Here is a 15,034-nt window from a genome sequence, read left to right on the forward strand (position 1 = left end):
GTAAAAGCGGTATGCTTGCCGGGATTTTTTAGAGGTGTATCTGGATGAGTAAGGTCAGTGTGTTGGTCGTGGACGATGCTTCGTTCATTCGTGACCTGGTGAAGAAGTGCCTGCGCAACTACTTCCCGGGCGTGCGCATCGAAGACGCGGTGAACGGCAAGAAAGCCCAGGCCCTGCTGGCTCGCGAGGCGTTCGACCTGGTGCTGTGCGATTGGGAAATGCCGGAAATGTCCGGCCTGGAACTGCTGACCTGGTGCCGCCAGCAGGACACCCTCAAGGGCATGCCGTTCGTGATGGTCACCAGCCGCGGCGACAAGGAAAACGTCGTCCAGGCGATCCAGGCCGGCGTTTCCGGCTATGTCAGCAAGCCATTCACCAACGAACAGTTGCTGACCAAGGTCAAGCAGGCCCTGCATAAGGTCGGCAAGCTCGACACGCTGATGAACAGTGCCCCGACCAAGATGAACTCGGCGTTTGGCAATGATTCCTTGAGCGCCCTGACGGGCGGTAAGGCTCCAGTTGCGGCGGTTGCTTCGGCGCCTGCCGCCCCTGCGCCGGCCCCAGCCGCTCGTGGCTTGCTCAACAGCCCGCCGGTCAAGGCACCGGCCGCCGCCGCTTCGACGACCAACCGTGGCCAAGGCCAGTTGCGCCTGTCCAGCGGCACCCAGCAATGCGTGATCAAGGCCTTGAGCCTCAAGGAAGCGCTGCTGGTGGTCAAGCGCTCCGACACCCTGCCGCAAGTACTCGAAGGCGCGGTGCTGGACATGGAGCAGGGCGACAACGCCGAAACCGCTCGTCTCAATGGCTACCTGCACGCCATCGTCGCCCATGAACAGACGCCCGACAGCGAATGGCTGCAACTGACGTTCCGCTTCGTCGACAAAGACCCGCAGAAACTCGACTACATCTCCCGCCTGATCGCTCGCGGTACGGCGCAGAAGCACTTCGTCCCTGGCGCCTGATCCCCGGCGGCGCCTGTCAGGCCGCCATCGCGAGCAGGCTCGCTCCCACATTGGATCTGCGCTGAATGCAGATCCAATGTTCACTGAGACCAACTGTGGGAGCGAGCCTGCTCGCGATGGGGCCATCGGTCTCCCACCAACCCATTTTGAAACATCCGTCGACTACGCTGGTCCATCCCAGCTGCTAGGCTGCTGTTCAGGCCTTCATTTTTCGACAGAACCTTTGCCCATGCTCGCGCCCCTGCTGTTCGCCTGCGGTCTGGTCCTGGCCTCCACTTCGGCCATGGCCATGACGATCTACAAATCCACCGACGCCAATGGCGTGGTGTCCTACAGTGACCGTCCCAGCAAGGGCGCCCAGGTGTTCGTGTTCCGCGACCGCATGGTCGAGCGCCTGGAGCGACAGGTCTTTCTTGATATCAAGAAGCAGAAGGGCGGGGATGCGGTGTTCGTGCGCAACGATTTGTATGCGCCGGTGGAGATCGAGTTGAGTTTCACTGGGGTGCGCAATGTCATCGGTGCGCCGAGCCGGCCGATTCGGCGGGTGCTGCCGGCGCGCAGCAACCTGCGCCTGGCGCTGCTCACGGCCACGCAGCCTGGCAGGCCCCTGGTGTACACCCCACGGTTCGAATATTCCCTGGGCGACCCTGCCGGCACGGCGCAGGCCTATCAGTACCCGCTGCCGTGGCGTGGCGGGCCGTTCCGGCTCAGCCAGGGGGCCAACGGCCAATACAGCCATTACGGCCCGAAGAACCGCTACGCCATGGACATCGCCATGCCCGAAGGCACGCCGATCATCGCGGCGCGCGGAGGCGTGGTGATCAAGACTGAAAATCAGCAGACCGGCCGCGGGGACGACCCTTCGGGCAACTTCGTGCGAGTACTGCACGATGACGGGACGATGGGCGTCTACCTGCACCTGCAGAAAGGCTCGGTGAGCGTACGGGAAGGGCAGCGGGTCGGAGTGGGCACGCCGTTGGCGTTGTCGGGCAATACCGGCAACAGTTCGGGCCCGCACCTGCATTTCGTGGTGCAGCGCAATACCGGATTGGGGCTGGTATCGATTCCCTACCAGTTCAATCAACCGGTGGGGGAGTTGCCCAACTTTGCGTTGGGCAAGCAGTAACTCTGGAGATTCGAGGGGCTTTTTGTGGCGAGGGAGCTTGCTCCCGCTGGGTCGCGAAGCGGCCCCAAAAACGACGACTGCTTCGCAGCCGAGCGGGAGCAAGCTCCCTCGCCACAGGGGTTTATGCCCTCTTGCGGGCCGGTTGATGCTCAATCGAGCATCAACACCTTCGCCAGGATGATCTTCGGTCCTTTCATCTTCTTGATGATGATCCGCAGGCCTTCGACTTCCAGCACTTCTTCCTCTTCCGGCACGCGCTTGAGGGTTTCATAGACCAACCCGGCCAGCGTTTCGGCTTCGATGTGGTCCAGATCGATCCCCAGCAAGCGCTCGACCTTGAACAGCGGCGTATCGCCACGTACCAACAGCTTGCCCGGCTGGTAGGCCAGGATGCCGCGTTCGGCCTTGCGGTGTTCGTCCTGGATGTCGCCCACCAGTACTTCCAGCACGTCTTCCATGGTCAGGTAGCCGATGATGTTGCCGTCGGCTTCCTCGACCAGGGCGAAGTGCGAGCCGCCCTTGCGGAACTGCTCCAGCAACTGCGACAGCGGCATGTGTCGCGATACGCGCTCCAGCGGCCGGGTCAGTTCGGCCAGGTTGAACGACTCGGGGATGTGATCCAGGGCCGCCAGTTCCAGCAGCAGGTCCTTGATGTGCAGCAGGCCGACGAACTCCTGGCGCTCACTGTCGTACACCGGATAACGGCTGAATTTGTGGCGACGGAACATCGCCAGGATTTCCTTGAGTGGCGCGTTGAACTCCAGCGTCACCAGGTCTTCCCGGGAGTTGGCCCAGTCCACCACTTCCAGCTCGCCCATCTCCACGGCCGAGGCCAGCACGCGCATGCCCTGGTCGCTGGGGTCCTGGCCACGGCTGGAGTGCAGGATCAACTTCAGTTCTTCGCGGCTGTAGTGGTGTTCGTGATGGGGGCCGGGCTCGCCTTGGCCGGCGATGCGCAGGATGGCGTTGGCGCTGGCGTTGAGCAGGTAGATCGCCGGGTACATGGCCCAGTAGAACAGGTACAGCGGCACGGCGGTCCACAGCGACAGCAGCTCGGGTTTGCGAATCGCCCAGGATTTGGGTGCCAGCTCACCGACCACGATGTGCAGGTACGAAATGATGAAGAACGCGGTGAAGAACGACACGCCCTTGATCACTTCCGGCGACTGTACGCCGACCGCGCCCAGCAACGGTTCGAGGATATGGGCGAACGCCGGCTCACCGACCCAGCCCAGGCCCAGGGAGGCCAGGGTGATGCCCAGCTGACAGGCCGACAGGTAAGCGTCGAGCTGGCTGTGGACGGTGCGCAGGATATGCCCGCGCCAGCCATTCTGCTCGGCAATGGCCTCGACCCGGGTCGAGCGTAGCTTGACCATGGCGAATTCCGCCGCAACGAAAAAGCCGTTGAGCAAAACCAGGATCAGAGCAAAAAGAATCATGCCGAATTCGGCGAAGAGTGTAACGAGGGACAAGCCAGGGGAAGGGTCCATGATGGAGTTTTGCGGGTTCCGTATAGTCGTAGAAGTTGGAAATGAGCGCCTGAAAAGGCAGGCACAAGTCAGTCAATGTAGCGGCTGGCTCGGCGATTGCCTAGGGGGCGCTCTCAATCAGCGGGGCGGGCGAGGCGTGCGCGAACCACCTGGGCCGGGGCGAAATGGCAGGTAAAGGTGCTGCCATGGCCAGGCACGCTGCTGATTTCCATGCGGGCGCGATGGCGCAGCAGGACGTGTTTGACGATGGCCAGGCCCAACCCTGTGCCCCCGGTATTGGAGTTGCGGCTGGAGTCGACGCGGTAGAAACGTTCGGTCAGGCGCGGCAGGTGCTTGCTGTCGATGCCGATGCCCGAATCGCGCACACTCAGGTGCGCGCCTTGCTCATCGCCCCACCAGCGCACATGGATCCGGCCTTGTTCCGGCGTGTACTTGACCGCGTTGAACACCAGGTTGGAGAACGCACTGCGCAGTTCCGCCTCGCTGCCTTTGAGCTGCACGGCCGGATCGGCTTCCAGGGTAATGGTCTGCTGCTTGGGGCCGGACAGTTCCTGTGCATCTTCGACAATGGTTTGCAGCAGATCGTCGATGGGCACCGGCTGGTTGTCCGACGGGTAATCGGTGGCCTCCAGTTTCGCCAGCAGCAACAAGTCGTTGAGCAGGGTCTGCATGCGCCCGCTTTGCTGGTGCATCTGCTGCAAGGCCCGGGTCCAACGCGGGTTCACCTCCTCGACATTGTCGAGCAGGGTTTCCAGATAACCGCAGATCACCGTCAATGGCGTGCGCAGTTCGTGGGAAACGTTGGCGATGAAGTCTTTGCGCATCTGTTCTAACTGATGGATACGCGTGACGTCGCGCACCAGCATCAGGTGCTCGTTGTTGCCGTAGCGCGTGATGTACAGCTGGATACGCAGCCGATCATTGGTCGGCGAAGGAATCTCCAGCGGCTCGGCGTAATTACCCTGCTCGAAATACTCCTTGAAGCGCGGGTGACGCACCAGGTTGGTCACCGGTTGGCCGCTGTCCTGTGGGGTCTTGAGGCCCAGCAGGGTCTCGGCGGCGCGGTTCCACCACTCCAGGTTGCCGTCGCTGTCGAGCATGATCACCGCGTCTTTCAGCGCGGCGGTGGACTCCTGGACCCGGTCGATCACCGCCTGCAGGCGCCCGCGAACGCGTTGGTCGCGCCGTTGCAGATGGTAGATGCTGTCGAACACCTCACCCCACAGGCCATAGCCGTCGGGCGGGGCTTCGTCGGGTTGGTGCAGGCGCAGCCATTCATGCAGGCGCAGCAATTGCTTGAGGGTCCAGGCCAGGTAAAGCCCCAGGCCTGCGGCCAGGCTCCAGCCGTAATAACCGCTGATCAGGCCGATCAGCAAACAGCCGGTCACCAGCAGCAACATGTGGCGAATCAGGGTGCCATGCCAGTTTTGATTCAATTGAGCGCGCGTCCTTGTCAGCTTGTCGGGCGGTAAGGGCTCGGATCAGGCCTTGGTAGAAAAACGATAACCGGTGCCGCGCACGGTTTGTACAAGATTTTCATAGGCATCGCCGAGGGCCTTGCGCAGGCGGCGGATATGCACGTCCACGGTGCGCTCCTCGACATAGACGTTGCCGCCCCAGACCTGGTCCAGCAGTTGTCCGCGGGTGTAGGCACGTTCCTGGTGAGTCATGAAAAATTGCAGCAGGCGGTATTCGGTCGGGCCCATCTCGGCGGGTTTGCCGTCGATGGTCACGCGGTGGCTGATGGGGTCGAGCAGCAGGCCGCCGACTTCGATGGGCGCTTCGCCGTCGGTCGGTCCGGCACGACGCAGCACGGCCTTCAGGCGTGCCACCAGCTCCCGTGGGGAGAACGGCTTGGTGATGTAGTCGTCGGCGCCCACTTCCAGGCCCTGGATCTTGTTGTCCTCTTCGCCCTTGGCGGTGAGCATGATGATCGGAATATCACCGGTCAGCTCGTCGCGCTTGAGGCGTCGCGCCAGTTCGATGCCTGACGTGCCGGGCAGCATCCAGTCCAGCAGGATCAGGTCGGGCTTGCGGTCGACGATGATGGCATGGGCCTGTTGAGAGTTTTCTGCTTCCATGCAGTCATAGCCGGCCATCTCCAACGCAACGGCGATCATCTCGCGGATGGGCGCCTCGTCGTCGACGATCAGAATGCTCCTGCCAACCATGGGGTAATCCTCTTGTCATTTAACTGTCTTGCGCCGCATTAGATAACGGAATTATTGCAGTCGTGTGACAGATATTTCGTAATCCGGCAGCGAAGGGGATCCTGGGCTACGCTTTTCAGTCCGAATCCTGACAACCACAAAAGAAGGTTTCCATGAATTACTTCACCCAATCCATCCAGGCACTGGCGGTAGCGGCTGCCCTGGCGTTGCCTGCCATGGCGTTCGCAGCTGACCCGGCGATGGAAAAAGACGGCATGTTCACCGATCACAAAGGCATGACGCTGTATACGTTTGCCAAAGACTCGGGCGGCAAGTCGATGTGCAACGACAAATGCGCGGCGAACTGGCCCCCGCTCATGGCTAAAGATGGCGACAAGTCCACGGGCGACTGGACGGTGATCAAGCGTGACGACGGTACGAAGCAGTGGGCTTACGATGGTAAGCCGGTGTACACCTTTGTCATGGATAAGAAGGCGGGAGACATGACCGGGGAGGGCAAAATGGACGGCGCCTGGAAGGTCGCCAAGCCTGACTGATCGCCCCGAAACGCTTCTGTGGCGAGGGAGCTTGCTCCCGCTCGGTTGCGCAGCGACCGCAAGATTTTGGGGCCGCTTCGCAGCCCAGCGGGAGCAAGCTCCCTCGCCACAAAGGCTTTCATGACTCAACGTTCCACAAAGGTTTCATGACCCAAGGTTCACCGCTGGGTCAGCGGATTCAGCGCAACGCGTAATCCAGCACAATCCCCACGAAAATCGCCAACCCGGCCCAGTGGTTATGCAAAAACGCCTGGAAGCAGCGCATCCGGTCCCGGTCACGGGTGTACCAGAACTCCCAGGCAAAGCACGCCGCAGCGGCTACCAGCCCTAGGTGGAACCAGCCACCCAGCTGGAATTTCGACCCGGCCAACAGCAGGCAGCCCAAGGCCAGGCCTTGCAACGTCAGGATGATCACCCGGTCGGCGTCGCCAAACAGGATCGCCGTGGATTTCACGCCGATGCGCAGGTCATCGTCCCGGTCGGTCATCGCGTAATAGGTGTCGTAGCCCACCGTCCACAGCAGGTTGGCGATGTACAGCAACCAGGCGGCGGCCGGCAGATGACCGGTTTCGGCGGTGAACGCCATCGGCATGCCCCAGGAGAACGCCGCGCCCAGCACCACTTGTGGGTAGTATGTATAGCGCTTCATGAACGGGTAGCTGAACGCCAGCGCCAGGCCACCGAGCGATAGCAGGATGGTCGGGGCGTTGGTGCACAGCACCAGCAGGAAGCTCACGCTCATCAACACGGCGAAGAACACCAGCGCCTCTTTCGAACTGATCTTGCCGCTCACCAGCGGGCGCTGCTCGGTGCGTTTGACGTGGCCGTCCACCTTGCGGTCGGCCCAGTCATTGATCACGCAGCCACCGGCGCGAGTCAGCACCACGCCGAGGACGAAAATCACCACGTTGGCGATGGACGGCGAACCTTCCCCGGCAATCCACAACGCCCACAACGTCGGCCACAGCAGCAGGTAAATGCCGATGGGCTTGTCCATGCGGGTCAATTGCACGAAGTCCCACGCCCGTGGATTCAGGCGATTCAAGGATTTGAGCAGTTGCACGTACATCAGAAATTCTCCGAATAGGCGCGGGCGACAGTCCACAAGCGGGGCAGGAAGATTTCCGCCACCAGCACGCTCAACGCACCGCGATCGAAACGCGAACGGCGACCCCACAACCCGCTGGCGCGGACGTCTTCCGGCAACCCGGCCTCGGGATAATGACAAACCTCGATGGCCCGGCGCTGGAACGCCTGGTCGCAGAACAGCAATTCCCCCAGGGAGCGGCTGCCCAGTTCGTCCATCTGCAAGCCGTCGCCCTGCAAGGCGCTGCGAGCCGCCACACTGCGGGCGAACACCCAAGGCTGGTCGCGACCGCGCAGATACACCTCGCGTACCCAGCCCTCGCTGCCCTCGGCCAGGTCCAGCGCGGCACATTCGTCGGCGCGCAATGGCTGCCAGCCTTCGAACAGCGGCGTCACGCTGAAATGGCCGTCCGACAGGCGCGTGAGGCGTCGGGTCAGGGAGCCTTCGTCGAACAGCCAGTCGAGCACGCGCGCATCGGGGCGCGGCGACAGCAGGTGCTGGGGCAGCCATTGGAGTGTAGGAAATATCGAATTTGTATGCGGCACAGAGGTCTTGAATGGCAGCAAAGGAGGGCGCGAGCTTACCATGTCGGTCGCTGGTTTTGACTGGCCCGGCCTGTAGCCTTCCGATCGTGCTTGCATCTGTCGCAAGCGATCAGTACAAAACGGCCCTGAGCCGGAAAATATCGGCCATGGCCTGACATCTTGAGGAAGTATTGGAATGAAGAAGTGGCAATGTATCGTCTGCGGCCTGATCTACAACGAAGCTGACGGCTGGCCTGACGATGGCATCGCGCCCGGCACCCGCTGGGAGGACGTACCGGCAGACTGGCTGTGCCCGGACTGCGGCGTCGGCAAGATGGATTTCGAAATGATCGAAATCAACTGATCGTTTCATCAAATGGAGAGCAACATGAGCGCACCTGTCGTCATCGTCGGTACGGGCCTGGCCGGTTATAACCTGGCCCGGGAGTTTCGCAAGCTCGACAGCGAAACCCCGTTGCTGCTGATCACCGCGGACGACGGTCGCTCGTATTCCAAGCCGATGCTCTCCACAGGCTTTGGTAAAAACAAGGATGCCGACGGCTTGAGCATGGCCGAGCCGGGGGCCATGGCCGAGCAACTCAAGGCCGAAATACGCACCCATACCCGTATCAGCGGCATCGATCCGGGCCACAAACGGCTGTGGATTGGCGAAGAGGCGGTGAACTATCGTGACCTGATCCTGGCCTGGGGTGCCGAAACCGTGCGGGTGCCGGTGCAGGGCGATGCCGCCGAGCTGATTTTCCCGATCAACGACCTGGAAGACTACGCACGCTTCAGGGCCGCGGCTGCTGGCAAGCGCCGGGTGTTGTTGCTCGGCGCCGGCCTGATTGGCTGCGAGTTCGCCAACGACCTGAGCCTGGGCGGCTACGAAGTACAACTGGTGGCGCCGTGCGAGCAAGTCATGCCGACGCTGCTGCACCCGACCGCTGCCGCAGCGGTCCAGGCCGGGCTGGAAAGCCTCGGTGCGCGCTTCCACCTGGGCCCAGTGCTCAACCGCTTGCAGAAGGTCGCCGACGGGCTGGAGGCGCACCTGTCCGACGGCCAGGTGATTGCCTGCGACCTGGTGGTCTCGGCCATCGGCCTGCGCCCGCGCATCGACCTGGCGGCGGCCGCCGGCCTGGTGGTCAACCGCGGCGTCGTGGTCGACCGCCACCTGAAAACCTCCCACGCCAACATCTACGCCCTGGGTGATTGCGCAGAGGTTGATGGCTTGAACCTGCTCTACGTCATGCCGCTGATGAGCTGCGCCCGGGCCCTGGCCCAGACCCTGGCTGGCAATTCGACCGCCGTCAGCTACGGCGCCATGCCGATTACCGTGAAAACCCCGGTGTGCCCACTGGTAGTGTCGCCACCACCGCGAGGCAGCGAGGGCGTGTGGAGCGTCGAAGGGCAAGGCTCGGACATCAAGGCGCTGTGTCGCGACGCTCAAGGCAATCTGCTGGGGTACGCGCTGACAGGCACGGCGGTGATGGAGAAACTGGCGCTGAACAAGGAACTTCCACCCCTGCTGGCGTAAATACTGGTCGTTCTGTCGCAAAAACCCTACTTTTGGTCCCACAAAGGTCGCCCGGACACTGGCGCCGTTTTCGGCACCGTGCCATCCTCACTCCCGTCTGCCGCAGAGTAGAGCCTGCGGCGCCTTAGGGGCTGTTCCAAAGAGAACAGCACGGACATAACAACAAAAAAACCGTCAAAGGGGCTTCATTCATGCGTAAACCAGAACTCGCCGCCGCCATCGCGGAAAAAGCAGACCTCACCAAAGAACAAGCCAACCGCGTCCTCAACGCCGTCCTCGAAGAAATCACCGGCGCCTTGCACCGCAAGGACAGCGTCACGCTGGTGGGCTTCGGCACTTTCCTGCAACGCCACCGCGGCGCCCGCACTGGCAAAAACCCACAGACCGGTGAGCCTGTGAAAATCAAGGCCAGTAACACCGTTGCCTTTAAGCCAGGCAAGTCCTTGAAAGAAAGCGTCAACCCATAATCGCTGCGATTACCTCGGTCAGGGGGAGAAAACGGCAATCAAAAAGGGCATACCGATTCATCGGGATGCCCTTTTTATTGCGGGGTTGCTGGCTGTGGCCAGGCTTGGTGAGACAGCGATGGCTTAGATGGCCATTATCCGTGGCGAGGGAACTTGCTCCCGCTGGGGCGCGAAGCGGCCCTGAAAAGCGACGACTGCTGCGCAGCCTAGGGGGAGCAAGCTCCCTCGCCACAGGGTTGGAGATGCCTAATGTGGGAGCGAGCTTGCTCGCGATGACGTCCGCCTAGTCAATGGAAGTATTCGGCTCCGCCAACGCCTTCAAGGCCGCCCTGCGCTCGTCGATCGGTAATTTCCCCAGCTTTTCCACCGCCGCATAAAACGCAACCCAATCACCGCCCTCCCGCCTGAACAATGCCGCAAAGGCCGGCACCCACTGGTCATACAAACCAAACGGCAATAACCGTGCATTGTTAAGTGGCGCATAGACCCAGGCGTCATAACGTTTGTCGCCTGCCCACTGGCTGTCGCGTAGTTGCTGATAGTCGGCGCGCAGGTGTTCGAATTCTTCTGCCTTGCGTTGACGCATCTGTTCGGCCGGCAAGGGCTGGGTATAGAGCTTTTCCAGGCGCTGACGGGTATCGAGGATCAGTTGGATGAATTGGTCGCGCTGGCGCACCCGCTTGCCGTTATCCGGCGCCAGCCCGCGACTGGCGCGCCATTGCCGGCTGCCTTCCTGTTCGACGAAGGTGGCGAAGGACTCATTGAATTCCGTGTCGTCCTTTACATAAAACCGCTGGTGCGCCAGTTCATGAAAGATCAGTGTCGGCAGGCGTTCGTCGCCCCAATGCATCATCGAGCTCAGGATCGGATCGTTGAACCAGCCCAGCGTCGAGTAGGCCTCTACGCCACCGATCGACACGTCCATGCCCTGCAACCGCTGCAACGCGGCCTCGCCACGGGCGGCGTCCTGGCTGTAGTAGCCGCGATAGGCCACGCAACCGGCAATCGGGAAACAGTGGTTTTGCGGTGCCAGGGAAAATTCGGGCGTGGAGAAGACATTCCAGACTACGAACGGGCGGCCAATATCGGCGTACAGGCGATAGCTTTTATTGTCCGGCAAGTGCAAGTGAGCAGTGGCGAATGCCCGCGCCTCGCGCGCTTGGGCCAGGTGCGCTTTCAGTTGGGTATCGCGAGCAGGGTCGGCGATGATCTGGTCGATAGGCTCTCGGGCCTGCAATAACCGAAGTTGCCCGCCGACGAGCTGGCTGTAGTAACTGGCGCTTGTGCAACCGTTGAGTAACAAAAGCAGGAGGCCTGGAAACAAAATCCGGAAAACACGGTCGAGTAACCGATGGTTTGAATGCGGCCTGATCAATTGGAATCACCCTGGGAAAGTCTGCCCACAAGACTATCTCGCCTGCCTGGAGCTTCGCTATGCGCGTGTTGATGCTGACGAGTGGCCTGTTGCTGCTGACCGGTTGTGCCGGTTTGCCTGACCCTGACCCATCCCAAGCGTGGATCGACCTGGGAAACCATCAGGACACCGCGCTGCAAGCGCTGAAGGTCGATGACAAGATGTCTGTGGACCGACGTTATTTCGAGGTGCAACCCGGCAGCCATGAGCTGACGGTGCGTTATCAATTTGCCGTCGAGCCCGGCAACATTGGCCCGGATGCCGAGCCGCTGTGGCGCGATTGCCGGTTGAATGTGAAGTTCAAGGACTTCAACGCCGGCCAGCGCTACCAGTTGCAGGCTGGCAACATCGGTTTCCGGCCCTGGGCCAAGCTGTATGACCAACAACGCAAGGTGGTGGGGCAAGGGACACCGGCAGGCTGCCAGCAAAGTTGATCGGCGCTATGCTCAAGACCTGATTTTTCAGGAAGCTCACCATGCGTCTTCACATGCTGTTACTGGCCTTCGTTGTCATGAGCGGTTGCACGGCGACCCCGTTGCCAGCGGTCGATTCGAACATGGCCTGGATCGATTTCGCGACGCCTACGCCTGGCGGCAAGGTACTGATGGCTGAAAAGCTGGATGGCCAGCGACTGCGAGACGGGCGTTTCTTCCAGGTTTCGCCGGGCAGTCATGAATTGGAAGTGCGCTTCGATTTCGAGGTGTTTGGTGGCGGTGGGCTGGGTTTGATGAGCGAGCCGCAAGAACGGCTGTGCTACCTGACCGTGCGATACGACCATTTCGAAGCCGGCCAGCGCTATCGTCTGGAGGCGCGTAACCTGGCGTTCACCCCAAGCGCCCGGCTTTATGACGCCAAGCGAGAAATCGTTGCCGAAGATCGACAAGCCCGTTGCATGCCATAGGGCGTCTTAGCGGTCGTTCTTCTGGTAGATGATTTTCTTCGTGCCGTTTTCGCAAGTGCCAACGACCATGTTCTGGTCATGGACTTCGTCATTGGTGACGATTTCCAGCGTATAGGACGTGACGCCCTGCGCCTGGATCTTGGTTTCGATTTCGGCCTTGAGTTCTTCGCAGGGTTTGGGGGCCGCAAGGGCCGACGAGGCCAATGCGCAACCGATGACTGCCAGGGCAAATCGTTTCATGCTCGAATTCCTCATTGCAGCGCGCACTGCCTGTGCGCTGAGACTGCGGGCATGCATTCGACCACAATTGTATCAAGGTAAACAGATCACCCGTCCCCAGAAAGGTCGCAGCCTCCACAATGCCTGCGAAAGCTGCGACCGCCTTCAGCGGGTCAGCTCACCAGTGTTGCGTCCAATGTGATCTCGGCATTCAGCACCTTGGAAACCGGGCACCCTTCCTTGGCCTTCTTGCTCAGTTCGTCGAACTGCGCCTGGCTGGCGCCGGGGATTTTCGCCTTGAGAATCAGCTTCACGGCGGTAATCGCAAATCCGCCATCGACCTGATCCAGGGTGACTTCGGCGTTCGTGGCGATACTCTCGGCCTTTAGCCCGGCGTCGCCAAGGATCATCGAAAAGGCCATGGAAAAGCAGCCGGCGTGGGCCGCGCCGATCAATTCCTCTGGGTTGGTGCCCTTGCCGCCCTCGAATCGAGCCTTGAAACCATAGGGTGCTTCGCGTAACACGCCAGTTTCCGTGGAGATGGAGCCGATACCTGTTTTCAGGTCGCCTTCCCAATGAGCCGATGCTTTCTTGATGATAGCCATGTCTGCCTCCTCAATATCCGGCGCGGGGTTCGCGCCTGGGTGTTTTCCGTTGTCAGGGTTGTGAGGATAGACCGCCCGATAAAGTTCATCCTGTCGATTAGCCGACCGATTTAGTAGGAAAATTCGTCGCAGCTATTGAAACTCGGGTATATGCCCACATTGCATGGAACACACCTTTAGAAACGGCAGGCTTTTGCCCGTAGGAAAAAGCCCGGAACGCCGTTGGAGATCCCGGCCCATGAAACAGCTGTCCGAAGTGAAATTCTCAACCCTCGACCTGGTGCCTGTTCGCGCCGACGGCAACGCCGCCCAGTCCTTGCGCAACTCGCTGGACCTGGCGCAGCACGTGGAGAAATACGGCTATACCCGTTTCTGGGTAGCCGAGCACCACAACATGGATGGCATCGCCAGCTCCGCGACCGCCGTGCTGCTGGGCTATCTGGCCGGGGGCACTTCGACCATCCGTGTCGGCTCCGGCGGGGTGATGCTGCCCAACCATGCGCCGTTGATCATTGCCGAGCAGTTCGGCACGCTGGAAAGCCTCTACCCAGGTCGAATCGACCTCGGGCTGGGGCGTGCGCCAGGTTCCGACCAGATGACCGCCCGGGCGCTGCGTCGCGAGCGCTCTGGCAGCGCTGACGATTTCCCTGAAGACGTGGCCGAACTGATGCGCTATCTCGGCCCGCGTACTCCGGATCAACGCATCATCGCCATGCCAGGCACCGGCACCAACGTGCCGGTGTGGCTGCTGGGTTCGAGTCTGTTCAGTGCGCAATTGGCCGGTGAACGGGGCTTGCCCTATGCATTCGCCTCCCACTTTGCGCCGCGCTATATGCACGAGGCGATACGCATTTACCGCAACCATTTCAAGCCGTCGGCGGTGCTCGACAAGCCATATGTAATGCTCGGCGTGCCACTGGTGGCGGCCGATACGGACGAACAGGCCGATTACCTGGCGACCTCGGTGTATCAGCGGATCCTGGCGTTGATGCGCGGCCAAAGCCTGGTGCAACGTCCGCCAGTGGAAACCATGAACGGTCTCTGGCTGCCCCATGAGAAAGAAGCAGTTGGCGATTTCCTGGGCCTGGCCATGGTTGGCGGTCCGCAGAAGATTCGCGCCAAGCTGGAGGTGCTGATTGAGCAAACCCAGGCCGATGAGCTGATTTTTACCAGTGATCTATATGAGCACGCTGATCGCTTGCACTCCTACGAGTTGCTGGCGCAGGTCATGAAAGGCTGAATGACGCCCATGAAAAAGCCGACGCATTGCGTCGGCTTTGACGTACGCGCGGGATCAGCCGCGCTTGTAGACGATTTCTTTCGTACCGGCCTCACAGGTGCCGACGACTTTTTGTCCTTCAGCCGCTGCGCCTTTATCGACGACTTCCAGCGAATAACCTGACACACCCTTGGCGTCCAGCTTCGCTGCGATTTCGGTTTTCAGCTCTTCGCAGGACTTGCCGGCTGCAAACGCACCGCCGGCAAGGCTCAGCAAACCCAGGGCTACCATCAACTTTTTCATCGCTCGCACTCCTTGGTCGGATCGAATAGGGCAGGTATGGAAAAACATGATGCGCATACCATAGCGCATCGCCATTCCCTATGGCACTCCGCCAGCGTGCAAGTTCACCGCCCCTCAGCTGTTGGCAATCCGGAACCCGACCTTGATGGTCACCTGGAAGTGCGCGGCACGACCGTTTTCGATGTGTCCGCGGGTTTCCGTGACTTCGAACCACTCCAAGTGCTTGAGGCTTTTGCTGGCCTCGGCCAGGGCGTTATTGATGGCGTCTTCAATGCTGGTGGGAGACGAGCCGACCAGTTCGACTTTTTTGTACGTGTGATGATCACTCATGACGTTCTCCTTGGTTGGTCTTTAACAGCCTAGCAGCGAATTTTCGCCTTACGTGTGGCGCCGTTTGCGCTTTGAAGTTCAGATTTACTGCACTTTCAGAAACGACCGCAGTCCCAATTCACACACGCCACTCAACCACTGCA

At 60.8% G+C, this 15,034-nt stretch carries 19 protein-coding genes; 9 read left to right on the forward strand and 10 right to left on the reverse strand.

Annotation, left to right across the window (positions count from 1 at the left end; all coding sequences use genetic code 11):
* The first annotated feature begins 44 nt into the window (after positions 1–44).
* Positions 45–962, forward strand: a complete 918-nt coding sequence (locus PSH86_RS00765; protein ID WP_305487181.1) for a response regulator — start codon at positions 45–47, stop codon at positions 960–962.
* Between the two features lie 229 nt (positions 963–1,191).
* On the forward strand, positions 1,192–2,088 hold the full coding sequence (locus PSH86_RS00770) for a peptidoglycan DD-metalloendopeptidase family protein (protein ID WP_109756530.1): 897 nt from the start codon (positions 1,192–1,194) through the stop codon (positions 2,086–2,088).
* A gap of 149 nt (positions 2,089–2,237) precedes the next feature.
* Here the strand turns inward: PSH86_RS00770 and PSH86_RS00775 are convergent, their stop codons facing one another.
* From PSH86_RS00775 to phoB, 3 genes are all read right to left on the reverse strand, one after another.
* A complete protein-coding gene (locus tag PSH86_RS00775) occupies positions 2,238–3,578 on the reverse strand; it encodes a hemolysin family protein (protein WP_014335895.1) in 1,341 nt (446 codons plus the stop codon).
* A 113-nt stretch (positions 3,579–3,691) separates the two neighbouring features.
* Positions 3,692–4,978: a phosphate regulon sensor histidine kinase PhoR gene (phoR, locus tag PSH86_RS00780; protein ID WP_232201707.1), complete on the reverse strand. Its 1,287-nt coding sequence runs from the start codon at positions 4,976–4,978 to the stop codon at positions 3,692–3,694.
* An 81-nt stretch (positions 4,979–5,059) separates the two neighbouring features.
* The gene (gene phoB / locus PSH86_RS00785) at positions 5,060–5,749 is read right to left on the reverse strand and encodes a phosphate regulon transcriptional regulator PhoB (RefSeq protein WP_003177195.1); all 690 of its coding nucleotides are present in this window, start codon (positions 5,747–5,749) and stop codon (positions 5,060–5,062) included.
* A gap of 152 nt (positions 5,750–5,901) precedes the next feature.
* Between phoB and PSH86_RS00790 the strand changes: the two genes are divergently transcribed.
* A complete protein-coding gene (locus PSH86_RS00790) occupies positions 5,902–6,285 on the forward strand; it encodes a hypothetical protein (protein ID WP_305487184.1) in 384 nt (127 codons plus the stop codon).
* 178 nt (positions 6,286–6,463) lie between these two features.
* Here the strand turns inward: PSH86_RS00790 and ubiA are convergent, their stop codons facing one another.
* Complete coding sequence (ubiA, locus tag PSH86_RS00795; RefSeq protein WP_232201705.1) at positions 6,464–7,354, reverse strand: 4-hydroxybenzoate octaprenyltransferase; 891 nt, start codon at positions 7,352–7,354, stop codon at positions 6,464–6,466.
* Positions 7,354–7,917 carry a chorismate lyase gene (locus tag PSH86_RS00800; protein ID WP_116834299.1) on the reverse strand — a complete coding sequence of 188 codons (564 nt, stop codon included), beginning with the start codon at positions 7,915–7,917 and terminating at the stop codon, positions 7,354–7,356. Before PSH86_RS00800 ends, ubiA begins: the two co-directional genes overlap by 1 nt.
* Positions 7,918–8,092: 175 nt before the next feature.
* On the opposite strand from PSH86_RS00800, the gene PSH86_RS00805 reads away from it, so the two are divergent.
* The 3 genes from PSH86_RS00805 (at position 8,093) to PSH86_RS00815 (ending at position 9,900) form a co-directional block, all read left to right on the forward strand.
* Positions 8,093–8,260 carry a rubredoxin gene (locus PSH86_RS00805; RefSeq protein ID WP_003177199.1) on the forward strand — a complete coding sequence of 56 codons (168 nt, stop codon included), beginning with the start codon at positions 8,093–8,095 and terminating at the stop codon, positions 8,258–8,260.
* Between the two features lie 24 nt (positions 8,261–8,284).
* A complete protein-coding gene (locus PSH86_RS00810) occupies positions 8,285–9,433 on the forward strand; it encodes an NAD(P)/FAD-dependent oxidoreductase (protein ID WP_109756534.1) in 1,149 nt (382 codons plus the stop codon).
* 191 nt (positions 9,434–9,624) lie between these two features.
* The gene (locus tag PSH86_RS00815) at positions 9,625–9,900 is read left to right on the forward strand and encodes an HU family DNA-binding protein (protein ID WP_060739802.1); all 276 of its coding nucleotides are present in this window, start codon (positions 9,625–9,627) and stop codon (positions 9,898–9,900) included.
* 283 nt (positions 9,901–10,183) lie between these two features.
* Here PSH86_RS00815 and PSH86_RS00820 read toward each other — a convergent pair whose 3' ends face one another.
* Complete coding sequence (locus PSH86_RS00820) at positions 10,184–11,275, reverse strand: aminopeptidase (protein ID WP_305487192.1); 1,092 nt, start codon at positions 11,273–11,275, stop codon at positions 10,184–10,186.
* 59 nt (positions 11,276–11,334) lie between these two features.
* Between PSH86_RS00820 and PSH86_RS00825 the strand changes: the two genes are divergently transcribed.
* Positions 11,335–11,748, forward strand: coding sequence for a hypothetical protein (locus tag PSH86_RS00825; RefSeq protein ID WP_109756536.1), 414 nt, complete (start codon positions 11,335–11,337; stop codon positions 11,746–11,748).
* Positions 11,749–11,789: 41 nt separating this feature from the next.
* On the forward strand, positions 11,790–12,215 hold the full coding sequence (locus tag PSH86_RS00830) for a hypothetical protein (protein WP_109756537.1): 426 nt from the start codon (positions 11,790–11,792) through the stop codon (positions 12,213–12,215).
* A 6-nt stretch (positions 12,216–12,221) separates the two neighbouring features.
* Here the strand turns inward: PSH86_RS00830 and PSH86_RS00835 are convergent, their stop codons facing one another.
* Positions 12,222–12,455 carry a DUF1161 domain-containing protein gene (locus PSH86_RS00835; protein WP_109756538.1) on the reverse strand — a complete coding sequence of 78 codons (234 nt, stop codon included), beginning with the start codon at positions 12,453–12,455 and terminating at the stop codon, positions 12,222–12,224.
* A 152-nt stretch (positions 12,456–12,607) separates the two neighbouring features.
* A complete protein-coding gene (locus PSH86_RS00840) occupies positions 12,608–13,039 on the reverse strand; it encodes an OsmC family protein (protein ID WP_305487196.1) in 432 nt (143 codons plus the stop codon).
* Between the two features lie 238 nt (positions 13,040–13,277).
* Between PSH86_RS00840 and PSH86_RS00845 the strand changes: the two genes are divergently transcribed.
* Complete coding sequence (locus PSH86_RS00845) at positions 13,278–14,279, forward strand: LLM class flavin-dependent oxidoreductase (RefSeq protein ID WP_058544936.1); 1,002 nt, start codon at positions 13,278–13,280, stop codon at positions 14,277–14,279.
* A 54-nt stretch (positions 14,280–14,333) separates the two neighbouring features.
* On the opposite strand, the gene PSH86_RS00850 is transcribed toward PSH86_RS00845, so the two are convergent.
* Together PSH86_RS00850 and PSH86_RS00855 are read right to left on the reverse strand one after the other, a co-directional pair.
* Positions 14,334–14,561 carry a DUF1161 domain-containing protein gene (locus tag PSH86_RS00850; protein ID WP_109756540.1) on the reverse strand — a complete coding sequence of 76 codons (228 nt, stop codon included), beginning with the start codon at positions 14,559–14,561 and terminating at the stop codon, positions 14,334–14,336.
* Between the two features lie 114 nt (positions 14,562–14,675).
* Positions 14,676–14,891, reverse strand: coding sequence for a dodecin (locus PSH86_RS00855; protein ID WP_003177209.1), 216 nt, complete (start codon positions 14,889–14,891; stop codon positions 14,676–14,678).
* Between the last annotated feature and the right edge of the window lie 143 nt (positions 14,892–15,034).

This window comes from Pseudomonas sp. FP2300, from assembly GCF_030687595.1.
Classification (GTDB): Bacteria; Pseudomonadota; Gammaproteobacteria; order Pseudomonadales; family Pseudomonadaceae; genus Aquipseudomonas; species Aquipseudomonas bijieensis.

Bases quoted from the DNA above. Each gene is read 5' to 3' on its own strand.
- PSH86_RS00845 (WP_058544936.1), top strand. From the start codon at position 13,278: ATGAAACAGCTGTCCGAAGTGAAATTCTCAACCCTCGACCTGGTGCCT.
- PSH86_RS00775 (WP_014335895.1), bottom strand. From the start codon at position 3,578: ATGGACCCTTCCCCTGGCTTGTCCCTCGTTACACTCTTCGCCGAATTC.
- PSH86_RS00810 (WP_109756534.1), top strand. From the start codon at position 8,285: ATGAGCGCACCTGTCGTCATCGTCGGTACGGGCCTGGCCGGTTATAAC.
- phoR (WP_232201707.1), bottom strand. From the start codon at position 4,978: ATGTTGCTGCTGGTGACCGGCTGTTTGCTGATCGGCCTGATCAGCGGT.
- PSH86_RS00850 (WP_109756540.1), bottom strand. From the start codon at position 14,561: ATGAAAAAGTTGATGGTAGCCCTGGGTTTGCTGAGCCTTGCCGGCGGT.
- phoB (WP_003177195.1), bottom strand. From the start codon at position 5,749: ATGGTTGGCAGGAGCATTCTGATCGTCGACGACGAGGCGCCCATCCGC.
- PSH86_RS00830 (WP_109756537.1), top strand. From the start codon at position 11,790: ATGCGTCTTCACATGCTGTTACTGGCCTTCGTTGTCATGAGCGGTTGC.
- PSH86_RS00805 (WP_003177199.1), top strand. From the start codon at position 8,093: ATGAAGAAGTGGCAATGTATCGTCTGCGGCCTGATCTACAACGAAGCT.
- PSH86_RS00840 (WP_305487196.1), bottom strand. From the start codon at position 13,039: ATGGCTATCATCAAGAAAGCATCGGCTCATTGGGAAGGCGACCTGAAA.
- PSH86_RS00770 (WP_109756530.1), top strand. From the start codon at position 1,192: ATGCTCGCGCCCCTGCTGTTCGCCTGCGGTCTGGTCCTGGCCTCCACT.
- PSH86_RS00825 (WP_109756536.1), top strand. From the start codon at position 11,335: ATGCGCGTGTTGATGCTGACGAGTGGCCTGTTGCTGCTGACCGGTTGT.
- PSH86_RS00855 (WP_003177209.1), bottom strand. From the start codon at position 14,891: ATGAGTGATCATCACACGTACAAAAAAGTCGAACTGGTCGGCTCGTCT.
- ubiA (WP_232201705.1), bottom strand. From the start codon at position 7,354: ATGTACGTGCAACTGCTCAAATCCTTGAATCGCCTGAATCCACGGGCG.
- PSH86_RS00815 (WP_060739802.1), top strand. From the start codon at position 9,625: ATGCGTAAACCAGAACTCGCCGCCGCCATCGCGGAAAAAGCAGACCTC.
- PSH86_RS00790 (WP_305487184.1), top strand. From the start codon at position 5,902: ATGAATTACTTCACCCAATCCATCCAGGCACTGGCGGTAGCGGCTGCC.
- PSH86_RS00765 (WP_305487181.1), top strand. From the start codon at position 45: ATGAGTAAGGTCAGTGTGTTGGTCGTGGACGATGCTTCGTTCATTCGT.
- PSH86_RS00835 (WP_109756538.1), bottom strand. From the start codon at position 12,455: ATGAAACGATTTGCCCTGGCAGTCATCGGTTGCGCATTGGCCTCGTCG.